This is a genomic window from Streptomyces sp. F001 (genome assembly GCF_004187715.1).
Lineage (GTDB): Bacteria > Actinomycetota > Actinomycetes > Streptomycetales > Streptomycetaceae > Streptomyces > Streptomyces flavusporus.
Map to the genome: position 1 here is coordinate 1 of NZ_QZWF01000028.1, position 16,042 is coordinate 16,042.

Consider the following 16,042-nt stretch of genomic DNA (forward strand, 5'->3'; position numbering starts at 1 on the left):
CGGTGGCAGGCGTCGGTGATCGTACGGAGACGGCGAACGGCCGTGGTATGACGCATGACCCCATCCTGCCCGGCCCGCGGACGAGGGGCCGAGCCGTGTCCGGTCGGCCGCCCAGGTGTCGCTGGCGGCCTGGGCTGCGGCGCGGGCGCGTTCCTCGACGGTCTTGCGGTGGGTCTCCTACTCGCGCGGGTGCGTTCGGTGCGGCAGTGGTAGGCCGCGTCGAGGAGTTCGGCGGCACTGCGGCGCGATGTGGGCGGGGCGGTGGTGGCGGAAGTGGCAGTGGAGTGGTAGCGGGCCAGTAGCTCTGGTCCAGGCTGTGGGCTGCTGCCCAGGACGGCTTGCAGGAGCAGGTTGTCCTTCTCCTTCGCCGGCAGAGATGCGATGAATGCCGCGAGTTCGCGCCGGTCCGGGCCCGGTGCGGGGCCGGGCTCGCTCGCCTGGGCTGCGGCGGTCAGCAGATCGGGGTCCACTTTCAGGAAGTCGGCCAGGGCGCGCTGTGGGCCGGTGAGTTCGGCCAGGCCTGCGGGGACCGGCGTTCCATCTCGCGGGCATACTCCTCCTCGTCGTCCTCGGCCAGTTCCCAGACGGTGAGGCGGCCAGCCAGGCGAGGTAGAGCGGGCGCAGGTCACCGGTGGCGAGTTCGGCGCGCAGGCGATCAGGGAGGACAGCTCGAGAGAGGTCTCGAAGTCCCATTCCTCGCCGTCCTCACTGTCCAGGGAGAAGTCGAGCAGGGTGTGGCCGGAGCGGGTCCACACGGTGAGGGCCTCCTCCATGGCGTAGGCGGCGGCCGTCTTCACCGGGAGCACGTTGGCAGGCAGACGGAGGACGAGGCGGCGGCTGCCCCAGTTCGCGTAGTACAGGTGGGCGTCGTAGAGCTGCTCGACCAGTTTGGTGGTGTCACCGCGGAAGTCGCCCCAGTGGTACTCGTTGACGAAGCGGGTCGGGGAGATGGTGGCCCGGGTGGACAGGGACCGGACCTGCTGCAACTGTGCAGGATCCAGAGGTCGGTCGACGGCCAGGAACTCGTAGTACTGGTACTCGCTCACGGCCCGCAACCCTACCCGCGCCCCAAGGCGTGCTGAGATGGACCCATGAGCGAGGAGACCTCCCTTCAGCAGCTGGTTGACGGGTTGCGGCGCGACCGGCGACGCGGTCCGTACGCCGGGACCGCGAGTACGTGGCCACCGCGTGGGCCGTCGACGAAGCGGCCGGACGCCTGCTGGAGACCGGAAACGCGGCCGAGGCGGCCCGTCGGCTGCGCACGGCGGTGGACCGGGTCACCCGGGCCCTGATGTACCTGGACGACTCCTCCGGTAGCGGAGGGGGACGCCCTGCGCGCACTGACGGCCCGTTACGCCCAGGCGCTGGCGGCGGCCCCGCCCAAGGATCCCCGCGCCTTGGCGAACTGGATCGCCGCCACGGTGTTCGACATCCCCCTGGCCCACTTCGCCCCCGCCCTGGGGGAGCGCGGTGTGCGGCAGCTGACCGACCTGGTCGAGCAGCGCGCCGACGACCCCGAGCGGGCCGACGACTGGGGCACCGCCTTCGGCGTGCGGCATCTGCGGGAACAGCTCGCGGAGATCTCCGGCGACACCGACCACTACGTCGAGGTGCTCGCCCGGTCACTGACCGGACCCGATCAGTACGTCAAGATCGTCCGCGTGCTCCGGGCCGCAGGCCGCGAAGCGGAGGCCACCGACTGGGCACGCCGCGGGCTGGAGGCCCACCCCGCCAGCCCGTTCAAGCCCCAGCTCACGGACGAGCTCGTGGCACTCCTCATCGCCGGCGGGAAGCGAGAGGAAGCCCTGTCGGTGCGCCGGGACGTCTTCGCCCGCACCCCGCTCGCCTCCGCGTTCGCTGCGCTGGCCGCGCTGGCCGCGCTGGCCGCGACGGCCCGGCAGCTCGACAGCCCGCAGACGGTCATCTGGGCCCTGGACCTGATGCGCGTCCGGCTGGCCGAGAACCCCGCCCACGTCACCGAACTGATCGCGTGCCTGCGCGCGGAGGGCCTGGCCGAAGAGGCATGGCAGACAGCGACAGCGCATCTCGACGCCCTGTCGACGTACGTCCTGCAGGACCTCCTCGCCGAGTGGCGGCCAGTCCATCCGGCCGACAGTGTCGTCCCGTACCGGAGACTGATCGACCTCTATCTCGGTGAGAGTGGCAACAAGTACCGCTACCAGTACGCCGTCCGCCACATGAAGACCCTGCGCGATGTCCACCGTGAGCTCGGTACCGAGCCGGAATTCACCGACTACGTGCACGGCCTGCGTGCCGAACACCGCCGCAAGACCAGCTTCCTGGCCCGCCTGGACAAAGCCGGCCTCGCTGAGTGGGCACCCCATGCCGTACGACGCAGCTGGTGTATGTATGGCGGTGCGCTGCTTCACGACCGCCGTCTTCCGTTGCGGGCCGGGCACCCACAGCGCCTGTCCCGGCTCGAGATCATGGCTGACGGTTCATCGCATGCGCCGACAAGGTCCCACGGGCTCAACGCGGCCCGGCGGGGAGGGTGTTCCAGGTCGAGGTCAGCCAGGTCAGGTCGGCTTCGGCCTGGCGACGGGCGGTCTGCTCGCGGGTGAACAGCTGCTCGGTCTTGGTCAGTACGAGGGTGTACGGGCGTCCCTGCCGTCTGGTCTGGTGGAGCACCGGGAGACCGGCCGAGTCGATCCTGGTGTGTACGTGCCGGCGTCCGTCCTTGGCCAGCGGCCATTCGAGGACACGCCGTGAGCGGGAGGCGAGGAACGTCTCCAGGGTGGCGCACAGGTCGCAGCCGCAGCCGATCCAGGCGATCGACCAGTCGTCCGCGGCACGCAGTTGTCGTGCGACGATCGCGCGGAGCCGGCCCGTGCAGTCGCGCGCGACCGTGTCGAGCCCCGCCGCGCGCCGGGTGTCCGTCGGCAGCGCCTGCGCCTGCGCCGCGCGGCGCAGCATCGGCATCAGGCATTCCAGCACCGTGTCCGCCTGGGCGCAGCACGGCCAGGCTCTCAGTCCGCTGTTCCTGGTCGGCCGCCTGCAGGAGGTGTTGCAGCGGCAGGCCCAGCTGCTCCAGTCGGGGCGGCGGATCTCGGCCGGCCCGGTCGCGGTCCACTGTCGCAGGTCTTCGTCCACCGCGATCCAGGTCCCGGTGGGCAGCAGCCGCGCTGCCGCTGTCCCCGCCGGCCCAAGGACCGCAGCGCCGTGCACAGGTCCGGCAGCCTCTCGGTCCACTTGTACCCGTGTGGCTCGTAGCGGTACCGGGGGCCGAACCAGCCGCCGACGACCTGGCGCAGCCACACGGTGCCGTACCGTTCGACCGCAGCGGCCAGCCCATGGGCGTGCTGCGGTCCCAGTGCGTTCACCCGGAACGGCTCCAGCAGCATCGCCGCGGTCTCGGCCACACCCAGGCCCGCGGCCACGTGCAACGCGCCCTCCAGCAGCTCGGGTTGGGCATCGGTGTGCTTCCAGAACGGTGCAAGGGATTCGGCCGCGGTGCGTGCGCCGTCCAGGTCTCCTCGCTGGATGCGGCCCTGCAGTTCCTCGAGGGCCCACCGCGGCCCGGCCTCGCCGCGCGCCGCGAACGCGCGCTCGCGCGGCCACACGACGACCGCGGCCCTCCTGTACCAGCGGTCCAGGGTGTTGCCGTAGTTGCCCATGTAGCCCTCGTACTGGGACTCGTAGGGGGTGAGGTCCGCGCTTGGGGTGCTGGTGCAGGCCTCGTAGTCGTGGACGTACAACGAGATCGGCGCGCCGCCGGTGTCGTCCGGGCCGGTCCACCAGTCGAGGGTGATCTCGTCGTCGATCAGGTCCTGGACGACGTAGTCGTCGTCGGTCGCGGGCTGTCGTCCTCGTCCTCGTACTCGTCGTCTTCGTCGTATCCGTGGTAGTCGTCCCAGGGGCGTCACCGGCGGGGTAGGCGTCCCAGGTCTGCTTGACCTCGGCGAGGGCGAGCACCGATTCGCAGTCGGCCTGTCCGGCGGCGGCGCGCAGCAGCGCGGCGCGCTCGGCGTCGGCGCCCTTGAGCCGCTCCCAGCTCAGGCCCCGCTGCGTGTACTCGTGGTCGAGCAGATACACCAGCCGGTTCGGCGGGTCGAGGTCCCGCAACGCATAGCGCGGCTTGGCGGGCGTGCCGAAGTGCTGGTCCAGGCAGCGCGCCAGCTCGGGGAGCGGGCCGGAGGCAGGAGCCGAAGTCCCGGGCTCGGCGAGCAGGTTGAAGGTGAGGGCACCGGCACCCGGACCGGACCGGGGTCACCTCGTGTCGACAGTCGGCGTAGAAGGCGATGAGGGTCAGTTCCGTCTTCGAGGCGCGGTAGGTGCTGTGCTGTCCGGCATGCTCGATGACCAGTTCTCCGCCGGTGTGCGCCGAGGGCAGACAGAGCACCAGCGTGCCCACCATCGCGTCGTCCTTCTCCGAATCCTGATGGGGGAGGAAGAACTGGCCCTTGCCGTACACCAGCAGCGTATGCGGATCGGCCCGCAGCCGGGCTGTCGCCGGGAGCCCGAGCTCGTCCCGGAAATGCTCCAGCGCGCCACTCAGCAGCGCCGACCACGAGGGGCCGGCCAGGGTGATCTGGTCCGGCGAGATCTGCCAGGTGTCGCGGACGCCGGTGTCGCTCAGTGTCTCCTCGCCCCGGCCGAACAACGCCGGGCGCGCCACCGCGATCAGCTTCTTCGCCTGGGGCGCGCGCAGCGGAAGACTCACCGGCCCGACGCCGGCCACCTCGAGCCTGAGACCGTGCGCGGGCGCCTTGAGCTGGGCGCTGAAGGCCCCCGCCGACTTCGCCCCACCGAGCAGCTCAGCCAGCCGTTCCCTCGCATTCCCCGCTACGCGTGCTCTCCGACCCGTCCGGTGTGCCACCCTCGGCCCGATCCTATTGCCCGGGGAGACCGGAGACGGCCGGCCGCGGGGCGTTCGCCAGGTGAGCTCCCGGCTCCGGGGCGCGGTCAGACCCGAATCTGCAGGCAGTAGCGGTGATCGGCGGCTGAGGCAGGGACAGGTGTGCTTCGGTTTCGAGGAGATCGGGTTCCTGCACCGTGATCAGCTCGACCTGAAAGCGCGCCCGCCGAGCGGGCAGGTGCCGCGCGAGGGCATCGAGACCGCGTCACCCGAACGCCGCGCCGATTGTGGCCCGCAGGCCATCGGGTAACGGGGGCGAGGTCCTCGGGGTCGAACAGTGCTGTGCCGTCGACGATGTGGAGCCGCTCGTCGCCATCCTTGCGGCGCTGCTCGACATATTGCGGGTGCCGGAAACCTCGTCCGCGCAGGTCACCCCGGCTGCCGGGCACGGGTGGATCCGTTGGCATGCTGATCGCTCGTGCTGTGGCGCCTCGTCTGTCTGACCGTCACGAACACCTTCGCCGCTCTGCGCCTGCCGCCTATGGACGGCTATGCCAAGGACACCGAAATCCTCGCCCTACGCCACCAGCTCATCGTGTTACACCGGTAACTCGGCTCGGCCAGGGTCAAGTTCGCTTTCGCGGATCGGGCCGTCCTGGCGGGGCTCCTCGTCCGTCTGCCACGCAGCGAGCTGCGGCGCCTGCCTCGAGAACATGCTGGAGTGGCTCGACATCGACTCGGTGGCCGACTTCGACCCGGCCGGTTCGGGCCGGGCGAAGCCGACAAACGACTCCAGACGCTTACGATGCCGTAGCCGAGCGGCGGGGCGGCGTGGCCGATGACGGCAAGGATGCCGAGGTACGCGACGTGGCCTGGGACGAACCGGTGCCCGAGGCAGCGCAGTTGCCCCTCACCCGCGCTGAACGATCAAGTCGCGAGTGTCCTCAGGCATAGGCAGGGTGTAGCCAGTCAATCTTCGTCGAGGAGTTGGGCGGCGGCCTTGGGGTCCATGAGGGTGGACCAGGCCTGTTCGGCGGGGAGGAGCGGGCGGCTGGGCAGGGCGTATTCGGGGAACCATGCCTTGGGGTCGCAACCGGGAACATGTCGCAGGATGACGGCGGCGAGGTCGTCGGGGACGGAGCCGGTGATGCGTACGGCTGCATAGGTTTCGTGGCCGTCGTCAGCGCGGGCCAGGATGCCGAGGCGGAAAGTGGGGAAGTCGGCAGGGTGTTCGTACCCGTCGTGGAGCGAGCCGCGGGTCAGATCTTTGATGACAGAGGCCAGGCGGCGAACGAGCCGGGTGCCTGCTTCGAGCTGGTACCGGTCGTAGCCGTTCTGGGTGGGCAGGAGGTGACCGACGTAGGTCCTGCCGGGCAGCGGCTTGGAGTGCTCGCTGTTGTAGCGGGCGCGTGCGGCCTTCGCGTCGGCTTCGAGTGCGGCATAGAAGTCGTCCCCGAGCCGTCCTCGCGCTGTCCGGCAGCGACCAGCCAGGGCAGGGTCCTCTTCAGCCCAGACCGCGCCTCGCCAGCGCTGGACCTTGACCTTGAACAGCACCTCGTCGTCGATGGACGGATCCGCTCATGGCCTGCCTCGTCCTCGCGAACTGTTCCCGGGCCTTGGACAGGATGGGGTGGTCGATCTCGTCGAGGGGCTGGCGGGCGGAGGGGAGCGGTAGCTTCAGGTCCTCGCGAAGCGTGCGGAGGGTGGGACGGGCGGGGTGCACGGATCAGTCGTCCTCGCCCACTCCGCCAAGTTCCTTGATGCGCTCAGGCGACAGCCCGGTCAGCAGCGAGACGCTCGATTCCAGCCCTCCGTCGAGCTTGCGCATCTTCTCGAGCATGTTCGCCCGGACCTCTTCGCGGCGGATCTCCAGGTAGACGCGCACGGCTTCGGCGACGAGGTCCTTCTTGGTCATGCCGAGAAAGTGCGCACCGTCGGCGATCAGCTCGTCTATGGCCGCATCAACCTTCAAGGGCGCCGTCGTTCGGGTTGCCCCGCGCCGCTTCTCATCCGTGATGTTCACACCTACCTCCTGGTACCAAAGAATACTCCTATTCTTAGCACTAGGTATCGCTCGGGCAGGGCGACGTGTAGTTATGGGTGCTGATACATGCGTCCGCGCAGGTCAGGCGGGCCTGCCTCCTGGGCGTGCCTTGATCGGGGTGCCAGGCAGCGGGAGGGTTGGTAGGCGCGGGATGGGCACGCCGTCGCCGTCGACGGACTCACGGGTCTCGCCGACTCCAGCACCTCCCGTGACATGGCCGAGGTGCACCGCATCGACCAGCGCATAGATCGGGGGCCGTAAAAGATCTCGTCCCGTGTTCGCGAGGGTGGGCCCTGCACACTCTGTTCGAGGAGAATCCCACTTCGCCGAGATCGGATCCACCGCGCCCAGTGATGAAGACGTTCGCGGAGGTGCTCAGGTCCTCAAGGTGCCGCTGTCCTCTGCGGTGCCGCGGCGCATGTGCGGCGACAAGATCTCGCGGATGCCAGGCGGAGCCAGGAGACGCAGACTCCTTTACTCGGCCGAGTACGCTTGACGGTGGCCTCGAAGAACGACCCGTCGCGCGCCGCTCAGTGACTCAACAACTGGGGGTCAAGGGGTCGCAGGTTCAAATCCTGTCGTCCCGACTTTTCGAACATTCGAAAGTCGCAGATGAGGGGTCGTTTTCCGAACGGCCCCTCGTTGCTTTTCCCGCGCTCCCGGGTGGGAGCGGCACGTGGGAGCACGCTCCCACCCGTCCCCTTGTCCGGTTGCTCCCACTCGGGCGGCTGCGCACATATGCGATTCCTTGCGCGCGCGTTCCCGTCCGTGCCCGTTTTGCGATCCACAGCTCCTCGTCGATCGAGTGGGCCTCGGGTCATGCGCTTGCGCTCTTGCCGCTGGTCACCCGTGCTCCCACCGGGAGTGGGCCGGGAGCGGCGACCCATGTCCGGAACCCGAGGTATGGGTGTTCTGCTCGAAAATACGATTCTGGGTCTGGCCTGCAGCTTCTCCGCGCGGGCAGCGGTCTGCACGGCGCCTGGGTGAACAGCGCCTCCAGCAGGACCTGGTCGATGCCGTCGACGCCTGTCAGCCTGGCATGAGCACAGCCCGCCCCGCACCTGTCCTTGGCGGAGTCGGGCGAACGCTTCTGCCGCTGCGGACAGTGGGAACTGTTCTGTGTCGACGTGCAATGCCCCCGAGCGTGCCAGTGCGACGGCCTCTACGAGCTCGTGCCTGCTGCCCCAGAACGGCAGCGACAGCCGGAAGCCGGAAGGCAGGACACCTGGTTTACGGACCGTCAGGTGCCCGCCGCCGCTTCCGACGACCGCGAGTTCCCCGCCTGGGCGCAGGATGTCGACGGCGAGTTCCAGCGAAGCCGCGTTGCCGACGAAATCGAGCACGGCGTCCGCTCCCACGTTGCTGCTCTGTGCCCTCAGCGTATGGGCGGTGTTCCCCTGCAACAGGGTGCTGAAGTGTGCTCCGCACCGGTGCGCGAGCGCGAGGGCCTCCTCGCGGATGTCGACCGCGAGGACGCGGCTCGGAGTGGTTGCGCGGAGGATCTGGACAGCCAGGTGGCCGAGACCGCCGACGCCGATGACGGCGGCGGTGGTGCCGTCTCCGAGGGCATGGCGTACTCCGGCGACGGCGTGGTACGAGGTCAGGCCTGCATCCGACAGGGGTGCAGCCTGATCAGCCGGCAGGTCGCCGATCGGCACCAGATGGCGGGCGACGGGACGAGGACGTACTCGGCCATCCCTCCGTCCAGGCCCAGTCCGACCCCGTGCCAGCCGAGGCTGTCGCGTCGGTCGCAGTAGTTGTCCCGGCCCGCGGCGCAGCGGGCGCAGGCGCCGCACCCCCACGGTCCGTAGAGCGCGACGCGTTCACCGACCGTCGGCCCGTCGGCGTCGGGACCGAGGGCCGCGACGTGCCCCGCGACCTCGTGACCGAGGGTGAACGGCGGCTTGTAGGGGAGGGCTCCTGGGGACGCGTCCACGACGTGGATGTCCGAGTGGCACAGCCCTGCGGCTTCCACCCGCACCAGAACCTCGGACTCGCGGGGACCGGTCGCTCGACCTCGGCGAGCGCCGGCTTCCGTCCCACGCTGTCAGCCGTACCGCCCTCATGCGTCACCCCAGGGTCTTGTCAGCCCGACCACGGCGGACGGTAACAGAAACAAAGTCAATTCAGTATCGAGAGGGAGCGCGAGGATGAACACAGGCACACGCAGGGTCGGTTCGAGGGCAAGGTCGCGATGGTGACGGGCGCGGGATCGGGCATGGGTGCCGCTGTCGCCAGGCAGTTGGCCGCCGAGGGGGCGGGAGCAGTCGTTCTCGCCGACCTGAACCGCGAGACTGCCTCGGTCGTCGCCAAGGAGCTGCCCACCGGCCGGGCTGTCGCGCTCGACGTGGTGGATGCGACCGCGGTCGACGCGGCGGTCGAGGGCGTGCTGCGGGAGCACGGGAAGCTCGACATCGTGGTCCACGCCGCCGGAGTCGACGACCCGGACGTCAAGCAGTGGATTGCGGATGCGCTGGTCGACGGGTGTCGGATCAGGGTGACGGACCGGCTCGCCGACACCGCCTGGCGACGCGTCATGAGCGTCAATCTGGACGGCACGTTCCATGTGCTGCGCGCCGCGGTGCGGGCGATGCGGCCTGCCGAGGCGGGAGCGATCGTGGTCATCGGCTCCTCGTCGGCCTTCGATGCGCCCGTCGGCTATCCGCACTACGCCGCGTCCAAGGCGGGCGTGCACGCCCTGAGTCAGGCCGTGGCCAAGGAGGTCGTCGCGTCCGGGATACGGGTGAACGTGGTCGCGCCGGTCCGACGGAGACCGGCATGGCGGCACGTACCCCCGCGGCTCTGCGCACCGGTTTCGCCGACCCGGGGGTCCGCCCGTACGCGACGCCCGAGGAGATCGCCGACATCGCCCTGTTCCTGGCGAGCGATGCGGCGGCGAACCTGGTCGGAGCGGTGCTGCTCGCCAATGGCGGTCGTTTTACGACCTGATCGTCCTGATCGGCTGCAGTTTGCTCGAGCTGCCCCGCTCTCGCCGTGGCCGAAGGCGCGCAGAAATCAACTCGTGCACGGGTATTGCCCACCTGGAGTCCGGTACCTACGGTTCTCAAATTGAGTTCAGTTTGCAATGCGCTCATGAGGCGCCGAGGTGCCGCGCGCGGGTGTCCGGCGCGAGGAGACGGTCGACGTGGATCAGTTTCTGCTCGTCCTGGTGAGCGGTCTCGCCAGTGGTGCGGTGTACGGCCTGATGGACTGGGGCTGGTGATCATTTATAGGGCGACGGACGTGGTGAACTTCGCGCTCGCCAGCCTGGCCACCGTCGGGCTGTACGCATCGCTGACGCTGTACGACAGCGGCCTGCCGCTGCTGCTGGCCGCCGCGGCCGCGATCGTACTGACCGCCAGCATCGGCCTGGTCGCCCGTGAGACGGTGATCAGGCCGCTGGCGCAGGGGAGTTGCTCTCGGCGCTGGTCATGACGATGGCGTCTCGCTCATTGCGGAGAGCGTCATCAGCACGGTCTGGGACGACCAGCCACGGCTCTTCCCGAGCCTGGTCGAGGGATCGGTCTCGTTCGGCGACCGGCGATACCGACGCAGAGCCTGCTGACCATCGCAGTGGCGGCCGTCGCGATGGCGCTGGTGGCGTATCTCTTCGGACGCACCACCATCGGTTCCGCCATGCGCGCCGTCGCCGAGTCCGCTGACACCGCGCAGATCCTCGGCCTGGGCTCGCAGCGCATCGCCCGGATCGCCTGGGCGCTCGGGCTCGGCCTCGCCGCGCTCGGCGCCTTCCTGTACGCGCCCCCGGGCCGGACTTGTGCCGACGGTGCTGAGCGCACCGCTGTTCCGGGCCTTCGCCGGGATCTTCCTCGGCGGTCTGACCAGCATGTACGGGGCCGTCATCGGCGGATTGACGGTGGGCGTGCTGGACAACCTGGCCGCGGTCTACGTCTCGGCCGGCTATCGCGACACGTTCGTCTTCTCGTTCACCATTCTCGTGCTGTTGATCCGCCTCAGGGGCTGTTCGGTGTACGCACGTTCCAGCGGGTCTGAGGGAGCGGTCCATGTCTGACGTCAGTCGATCCACCATCGCCAGGGCGGCGCTCGGTCCACTCGCCGCGGCCGTGCTTATCGCCGTGCTCACTACCGGAGCCGTTCCGCCCTACCAGGCGTACTCCGTAGGGCTCGCGGCGGTTTACACCGTCCTCGTCATCTCGGTCAATCTGCTGCGGGCTGGGCCGGCATCTGGTCGATCGCCCATCCCGCGTTCTTCGCCATGGGTGCCTACTTCGCGGCGTACGGCAGCACGCACGGCTGGTCGCTGGAGCTCGTGGTGCTCGGCGCGATGGGGTGCAGTGCGGCGTTCGGGCGTTTCTGGGGGCGTGGGCGCGCGGTTCTCGATGCTGTACGTGGCCCTGCTGACACTCGCGTTCACCATGGTGTCGCTGGAGGTGATGGGCCAGTGGACCAGTGTGACCGGTGGTGACCAGGGCATTCCGATGGAGAAGCTGGACAGTGCCTGGGCTTGGCACGCTCGCCAGTGCCGGCACCCAGGCGCAGTACATCGCCGTCGGCGCGGCCGGGATCGCACTGGGCGTGGCCGCGCTGGCCCGGCCCAGCTCCCTGCGGATGCGGCTGGTCGCCGCCAAGTCCCACCCTATGGCGGCCCGTTCGATCGGCATCGCGCCGGAGGCCCAGTCGGCTCTGGCCTTCGCGGTCAGCGCCGCGTTTGCGGCGCTGGCGGGTGTCCTGCTGGCCCTGGTCGTCGGCTTCGTCAGCCGGACCCGTTCTCGTTGGCGCTGGCGATCTCGCTGATCGCCGCGTGCATACTCGGTGGCGCGGGCACCCTGCTGGGCGCGGTCGTCGGTGGGGCGTACCTGACCTGGTCCCCGACGGCCGCCGAGAGCGCCGGGATACCGCAGCCGATCCTCCAGGGGCTCGTGCTCATACGCCGTGCTGCTGGTCCTGCCGGGTGGAGTGGTGCCCTTCCTGGGAAAGGTGGTCCGCCGACTGCTGCGCAGGTCCGCGTCGCATCCCCCGGCCCTGGCGGACCCGACCGAGCCGTTCATCGAGCCCGTCCCCGCCCCTTCATCAACGCCCCCGAGCTGCTGCGTCTTGACGAGGTCACCGTCACCTTCGGCGGCCTCAGGGCGCTGGAGGGCGCCTCGATGTCCGTACGGGCCGGGGAGACCCTCGCGATCATCGGCCCCAACGGGGCAGGCAAGACGACGCTGCTGAACGTCCTGTCCGGACTCGTCGGAGGCGGGCGGGTGGCCGGCAGCGTGCAGTACGACGGCAAGCCCCTGCTGAGGTCGCGCGCCACCGCCCGCCGCAGGCTCGGCAATCGGGCGCACCTTCCAGCACGCCGAGACGTTCCCCGAGCTGACCGTCCTGGAGAACGTGCTCTGCACCCGTCGCCGGATCACCGCGCAGAATCGGGCCAGGGCCGCCGAGTTGCTGGACCGGGTCGGCCTCACGCACGTCGCGGACCGCTACCCGGCCGAGCTTCCGTTCGGCCTGCACAAGCGTCTCGACCTGGCCAGGGCGCTCGCGGAGGAGCCCGAACTGCTCATCCTGGACGAGCCGTTCGGCGGGCTCGATGCGGTGAGCGCACCCTGCTGGCGCGGCAGATCGTGCAGGAACAGCGACGTGGAACCGCCATCGTGATCATCGACCATGTGCTCGACGACCTGTTCGCGGTCGCCCACCGGGTGGTCGCCTTCGACTTCGGCCGGCCATCGGCGAGGGTGAGCCCGGCAAGGTCCTGGACGACCCCGGGTGCGCACCTCCTACCTCGGCGAGGGCGGCACGCGCGGCGAACTCCCGCACAGGGACGGTACGGAACGCGTCGTTGTGCGGCTCGACGGTGTGGACCACGCCTACGGCGGAGTGACCGCGCTGCGCGGGGTCGACCTCGCCATCACCCAGGGCAGCATCGTCGGTATCGTCGGCGCCAACGGCGCGGGCAAGAGCACGCTGGGCCGCATCCTGCACGGCACGCTCCGGCCCACCCGCGGCCGGCGCGAGGCCGACGGAGACCTGCGCACCGCACTGGTGCCCGAGGGCCGTGCCCTCTTCAAGACGCTCTCCCTGCGCGAGAACCTGGAGGTCGCCGCGTACGCGGCAGGCATCAGGGGCGCGGATCTGCGGGCGCGGCTCGCGGAGACCGCCGAGTGGCTGCCGTCGCGGCTGCGTGAGCGGATGGGCGTACCCGCCGCTGGCTCTCCGGAGGTGAGCAGCAGATCCTTGCGATCGCCGGGCCCTGATGGCACGGCCCGACCTGCTCATCGTCGACGAACCGGCGCTTGGCCTGTCCCCGGCGATGGTCGACGAGGTGTACGCCGCCTCGGCCGGCTCGCCCACGAGGGCATGACGGTCGTCCTGCTGGAGCAGTCCGCTCACCCGCGCCGCGTCCGCCGCTCACGAGGTGGCCGTCCTGCACGAGGGTGCGATCGCGGTCCGCGGCGAGCCCTCCGACCTGACGTTCCTGGCTCGCGCGGAACGGGCCTACTTCGACGGGAAGGACGACGCCGCGGTGGCCGCCGTGCAGGGCTGAGCCGGTCTTGTGACCTCCGGTGCGGTCCCGTCCGGTGAGGATCTCGGGGGCGTTCGCGATGGACCCGCAGCCCGTCAGCTCTTCGCCAGGGACGTGAAGGTGCCGGCGTGGAAGACAACCGGGGGGGCCGTGGCGTACGGCGAGAGCCGGTCGATCTCGAGGAGCGCGATGGCGTGGTCGCCGGCGGGACCTCCGGACATCCGGCACTCCAGCCAGAGCGCCGCTCCCTGGACGAACACGGAACCGGCGGCTCGGCCACCCGGTCCACGGACGCGAACCGGGCGGGACTTGGGGTGCAAGGGAACGCGCCACGGGTTCATGGTCCTCGGCGAGTTGGTGGTGTGGGGCGGTGAAGATTCGAAGGCCGGGGAGTTCGCGATGATCGGCGTGTTCACCGTGGTCGGACAGACCGCGTTGACCCGGATGCTGACCCGGATGTTGACCCGGATATGGTGCGGCCCAGCTCTTGGGCGAGCACCTTCAGCAGGCCGATAACGCCCGTGCTTCGCTGCAGTGCAGTGCGCCGTGTTTGAGATAGCCGAGCAGGCCTGCCGTCGAGCTGGTCAGGACGACCGAGCCGCCTTCACCCCGCTCCACCATGGACGGGAGCGAGGCGCGGACGGTGTTGAAGACACCGGTGAGGTTGACGTCGAACATGTCCTTCCACACCTGCTCGGACATCTCCCAGCTGGTCGACCACGAGCCGATGCGTTGGCGCAGACGATGTCGATCCGCCGAACTCGGCGAGGCCGGCGTCGACGACCTTCTGCACCCCGAGGTCGCGTACGTCCGTGGTGCCGTGAGGGCGCGACGCCCACGTGCCTCGACCTGCGCGACGGTCCCCCTGAGGTCGTCGCTCGTGGCCGGCGGACAGCCGACCGAGTCCACCGCGTCCTGCCCTGGCCCCGGCCCGCACCCGTCACAAATGCGACCTTGCCGTCGAGAGTTTCCATGTGCTCTCTCCTTCGAGAGTGGCGAGTCGGGTTTGCCGGACCGGTCGATACACACGGTGTCACGCGATCCTCAATCTGAAACCAAACTGAACTTGTGTCAATTATCTGGATCGCTCCAGACCTCTTGCCTCAGGGAATCTGGGCGTTAAGCCTATTGATCGGAGTCGGAGCGTTGATCCGTGCGACTCCTTGCGCTTTGAATCGGATTCGGTTTAGCTGGCTGGCTGTCAGGCGGAATCCGGCGCATCGCGCCGGGGAGCCGATCCCTTCGCAGGAGGAGAGTCGCGTGCAAGCGGGAGACGTCGATCTGCTGGTCATCGGCGCGGGCATGGCAGGGCTGACCGCCGGCGCCCGTGCGGTCAGGAAGGGCTTGTCCGTCACGATCGTCGAAGTCGGTGCGGACGTCGGCGGCTCCGCGCGCTTCGCCGGCTACGTGTGGACGGCGCCGGACCACGACGTCATGGACCGCCACAATCCGCGCGGAGATGTCGCCCTCAAGCGCGCGCTGGTGGACCGGTTCGATGACGGCATCGCCTGGATCCGCTCCCTCGGGGTGGAGGCCAAGGACGCGCAGCCCATCCTCAGCTTCGGCCGCGGGCACCAGTTCGACACAACCACTATGTCGACACCTGCCGTCGGGTGATCCTCGAGCACGGCGGCGAGCTACTGCTCGAGACCGAAACCGAACGACTGCTGCTCGAGGACGGTGCCGTGGCCGGAGCGACCTGCGGGCGGCCGACGGCACGCGCAGGCAGGCGCGCGCCCGGCCACGCTCCTGGCGACCGGCGGGTTCCAGGGCGACCACGCCCTGCGCACCGCTCATGTGCACCCCCGCGCCGACCGTATGGAGCTCCGGTCCAACCCCCACAGCCGGGGCGGAGGTTACCGTCTGGCCACCCAGGCCGGCGCCGCCACCGGGTACGAGGACGCGGGCTTCTACGGCCACTCATCCCCAGCGGCATCCCCTTCGCCGATCCCGCTGACTTCGTCGACATGTCGCTGTACTACAGCGAGCACGCGCTGCTGTTCAATCTGCAGGGCGAGCGGTTCACCGACGAGACGCAGGGCGACCACCTCACCACCATGGCCCTGCTGGAGCAGGCCGAGAGCCGCGGTCTCCTCGTCGCCGATGCCCGGGTGTTCCGCGACTGGGTCGTCGGCTCGTACGTCGAAGGGGCTGTCGCCGTCGACAAGTTCGGGCTCGCGAGCAAGAGAGCGGCCGCGTCGGATTCGCCGAGGACCTCGACGAACTGGCGTACCTCCCCGAGGAATGGGGGTATCGCGCGAGGTCGTCCGTGACGCCGTCAGGCAGTTCAACGAGCACGCCTCGGCGGGGCTTGAGCCCAAGCCCGGCCGGGATCTGGACCGTCTCCCGCTGGATGAACCGCCGTACTACGTGATCGAGACGGTCCCGGCCATCACCTTCCCGTTCCACGGTGTGCGCATCGACGACCGCGCCCGCGTGCTGGGCGAGGACGGTCGGCCGCTGCGCGGACTCCTCGCGGCCGGGTCGGACACCGGCGCCTGTGGCACCGCGCCTACGCGGGCGGCATCGCCTCGGCCCTCGTCTTCGGGCTGACCGCCGCGGACACCGCCGCGCGACCGGCCCAGCGCACGTGACCCGCACCTCGTTCACGCCGGCTCCGGGAGCCGGCCAGGGAGGGAATCATGGCACTCACTGACCCCATCGACCACAAGGCCTTCTTCATCAACGG

The 16,042-nt window shown here is 69.7% G+C and carries 22 protein-coding genes and 3 pseudogenes; 15 read left to right on the forward strand and 10 right to left on the reverse strand.

Annotated features, from left to right (window positions below; all coding sequences use genetic code 11):
* A partial coding sequence (locus StrepF001_RS39435) for a hypothetical protein (RefSeq protein WP_129802957.1) occupies window positions 1–1,046 on the reverse strand: 1,046 nt, incomplete at its 3' end.
* Window positions 1,047–1,397: 351 nt separating this feature from the next.
* Between StrepF001_RS39435 and StrepF001_RS39440 the strand changes: the two genes are divergently transcribed.
* On the forward strand, window positions 1,398–2,582 hold the full coding sequence (locus StrepF001_RS39440; RefSeq protein WP_129802958.1) for a DUF6880 family protein: 1,185 nt from the start codon (window positions 1,398–1,400) through the stop codon (window positions 2,580–2,582).
* Here StrepF001_RS39440 and StrepF001_RS46625 read toward each other — a convergent pair.
* The 3 genes from StrepF001_RS46625 to StrepF001_RS50240 are packed head-to-tail and all read right to left on the reverse strand — an operon-like array spanning window position 2,491 to window position 4,837.
* Window positions 2,491–2,955: a hypothetical protein gene (locus StrepF001_RS46625; RefSeq protein ID WP_206307086.1), complete on the reverse strand. Its 465-nt coding sequence runs from the start codon at window positions 2,953–2,955 to the stop codon at window positions 2,491–2,493. The genes StrepF001_RS39440 and StrepF001_RS46625 overlap by 92 nt on opposite strands.
* Before the next feature lie 32 nt (window positions 2,956–2,987).
* Entirely contained in the window at window positions 2,988–3,884 is an 897-nt protein-coding gene (locus StrepF001_RS48805; protein ID WP_240797887.1) for a hypothetical protein, read from the reverse strand.
* Window positions 3,881–4,837, reverse strand: a complete 957-nt coding sequence (locus StrepF001_RS50240) for a 2OG-Fe(II) oxygenase (RefSeq protein ID WP_346656993.1) — start codon at window positions 4,835–4,837, stop codon at window positions 3,881–3,883. The genes StrepF001_RS48805 and StrepF001_RS50240 overlap by 4 nt, the downstream gene beginning before the upstream one ends.
* 139 nt (window positions 4,838–4,976) lie before the next feature.
* Here StrepF001_RS50240 and StrepF001_RS46630 point away from each other — a divergent pair, with 139 nt between their 5' ends.
* Complete coding sequence (locus tag StrepF001_RS46630) at window positions 4,977–5,126, forward strand: hypothetical protein (protein ID WP_206307064.1); 150 nt, start codon at window positions 4,977–4,979, stop codon at window positions 5,124–5,126.
* Window positions 5,127–5,294: 168 nt separating this feature from the next.
* Window positions 5,295–5,426 carry a hypothetical protein gene (locus tag StrepF001_RS49775; protein ID WP_276322872.1) on the forward strand — a complete coding sequence of 44 codons (132 nt, stop codon included), beginning with the start codon at window positions 5,295–5,297 and terminating at the stop codon, window positions 5,424–5,426.
* Window positions 5,427–5,785: 359 nt separating this feature from the next.
* Here StrepF001_RS49775 and StrepF001_RS39450 read toward each other — a convergent pair whose 3' ends face one another.
* The 4 genes from StrepF001_RS39450 to StrepF001_RS48815 form a co-directional block, all read right to left on the reverse strand.
* The gene (locus tag StrepF001_RS39450; protein ID WP_206307087.1) at window positions 5,786–6,370 is read right to left on the reverse strand and encodes a hypothetical protein; all 585 of its coding nucleotides are present in this window, start codon (window positions 6,368–6,370) and stop codon (window positions 5,786–5,788) included.
* A gap of 172 nt (window positions 6,371–6,542) precedes the next feature.
* On the reverse strand, window positions 6,543–6,839 hold the full coding sequence (locus StrepF001_RS39455) for a hypothetical protein (RefSeq protein ID WP_240797844.1): 297 nt from the start codon (window positions 6,837–6,839) through the stop codon (window positions 6,543–6,545).
* A 551-nt stretch (window positions 6,840–7,390) separates the two neighbouring features.
* The gene (locus tag StrepF001_RS39460; protein ID WP_240797888.1) at window positions 7,391–8,518 is read right to left on the reverse strand and encodes a zinc-binding dehydrogenase; all 1,128 of its coding nucleotides are present in this window, start codon (window positions 8,516–8,518) and stop codon (window positions 7,391–7,393) included.
* Window positions 8,461–8,835 carry an alcohol dehydrogenase catalytic domain-containing protein gene (locus StrepF001_RS48815; RefSeq protein ID WP_240797889.1) on the reverse strand — a complete coding sequence of 125 codons (375 nt, stop codon included), beginning with the start codon at window positions 8,833–8,835 and terminating at the stop codon, window positions 8,461–8,463. Before StrepF001_RS48815 ends, StrepF001_RS39460 begins: the two co-directional genes overlap by 58 nt.
* Before the next feature lie 243 nt (window positions 8,836–9,078).
* On the opposite strand from StrepF001_RS48815, the pseudogene StrepF001_RS39465 reads away from it, so the two are divergent.
* The 9 genes and pseudogenes from StrepF001_RS39465 to StrepF001_RS50245 all read left to right on the forward strand — a co-directional run.
* Window positions 9,079–9,603 (forward strand): annotated as a pseudogene (locus tag StrepF001_RS39465) (SDR family NAD(P)-dependent oxidoreductase); the annotation flags it as partial.
* Window positions 9,604–9,638: 35 nt separating this feature from the next.
* Window positions 9,639–9,809 carry a hypothetical protein gene (locus StrepF001_RS48820; RefSeq protein ID WP_240797901.1) on the forward strand — a complete coding sequence of 57 codons (171 nt, stop codon included), beginning with the start codon at window positions 9,639–9,641 and terminating at the stop codon, window positions 9,807–9,809.
* 270 nt (window positions 9,810–10,079) lie between these two features.
* A complete protein-coding gene (locus tag StrepF001_RS48825) occupies window positions 10,080–10,295 on the forward strand; it encodes a hypothetical protein (protein ID WP_240797890.1) in 216 nt (71 codons plus the stop codon).
* A gap of 153 nt (window positions 10,296–10,448) precedes the next feature.
* A pseudogene (locus StrepF001_RS48830) lies at window positions 10,449–10,559 on the forward strand (branched-chain amino acid ABC transporter permease); the annotation flags it as partial.
* Window positions 10,560–10,704: 145 nt separating this feature from the next.
* Window positions 10,705–10,890, forward strand: coding sequence for a hypothetical protein (locus StrepF001_RS48835; protein WP_240797902.1), 186 nt, complete (start codon window positions 10,705–10,707; stop codon window positions 10,888–10,890).
* 443 nt (window positions 10,891–11,333) lie between these two features.
* Window positions 11,334–11,633, forward strand: coding sequence for a hypothetical protein (locus StrepF001_RS46635; RefSeq protein ID WP_206307088.1), 300 nt, complete (start codon window positions 11,334–11,336; stop codon window positions 11,631–11,633).
* 353 nt (window positions 11,634–11,986) lie between these two features.
* Window positions 11,987–12,085 (forward strand): annotated as a pseudogene (locus StrepF001_RS49780) (ATP-binding cassette domain-containing protein); the annotation flags it as partial.
* 124 nt (window positions 12,086–12,209) lie between these two features.
* Entirely contained in the window at window positions 12,210–12,485 is a 276-nt protein-coding gene (locus StrepF001_RS49785; RefSeq protein ID WP_276322880.1) for an ATP-binding cassette domain-containing protein, read from the forward strand.
* Window positions 12,486–12,596: 111 nt separating this feature from the next.
* Complete coding sequence (locus StrepF001_RS50245) at window positions 12,597–13,412, forward strand: ATP-binding cassette domain-containing protein (protein ID WP_346656994.1); 816 nt, start codon at window positions 12,597–12,599, stop codon at window positions 13,410–13,412.
* A 36-nt stretch (window positions 13,413–13,448) separates the two neighbouring features.
* On the opposite strand, the gene StrepF001_RS49795 is transcribed toward StrepF001_RS50245, so the two are convergent.
* Both StrepF001_RS49795 and StrepF001_RS39485 read right to left on the reverse strand, forming a co-directional pair.
* Window positions 13,449–13,574: a hypothetical protein gene (locus StrepF001_RS49795; RefSeq protein ID WP_276322877.1), complete on the reverse strand. Its 126-nt coding sequence runs from the start codon at window positions 13,572–13,574 to the stop codon at window positions 13,449–13,451.
* A gap of 280 nt (window positions 13,575–13,854) precedes the next feature.
* Window positions 13,855–14,055: an SDR family NAD(P)-dependent oxidoreductase gene (locus StrepF001_RS39485; protein WP_129802959.1), complete on the reverse strand. Its 201-nt coding sequence runs from the start codon at window positions 14,053–14,055 to the stop codon at window positions 13,855–13,857.
* A gap of 558 nt (window positions 14,056–14,613) precedes the next feature.
* On the opposite strand from StrepF001_RS39485, the gene StrepF001_RS48855 reads away from it, so the two are divergent.
* From StrepF001_RS48855 to StrepF001_RS48865, 3 genes are all read left to right on the forward strand, one after another.
* Window positions 14,614–14,970, forward strand: coding sequence for an FAD-dependent oxidoreductase (locus tag StrepF001_RS48855; RefSeq protein ID WP_240797891.1), 357 nt, complete (start codon window positions 14,614–14,616; stop codon window positions 14,968–14,970).
* Between the two features lie 350 nt (window positions 14,971–15,320).
* Window positions 15,321–15,626, forward strand: a complete 306-nt coding sequence (locus StrepF001_RS48860) for a hypothetical protein (RefSeq protein ID WP_240797892.1) — start codon at window positions 15,321–15,323, stop codon at window positions 15,624–15,626.
* Window positions 15,598–15,906, forward strand: a complete 309-nt coding sequence (locus tag StrepF001_RS48865; protein ID WP_240797893.1) for an FAD-binding protein — start codon at window positions 15,598–15,600, stop codon at window positions 15,904–15,906. Before StrepF001_RS48860 ends, StrepF001_RS48865 begins: the two co-directional genes overlap by 29 nt.
* Window positions 15,907–16,042 lie beyond the last annotated feature (136 nt).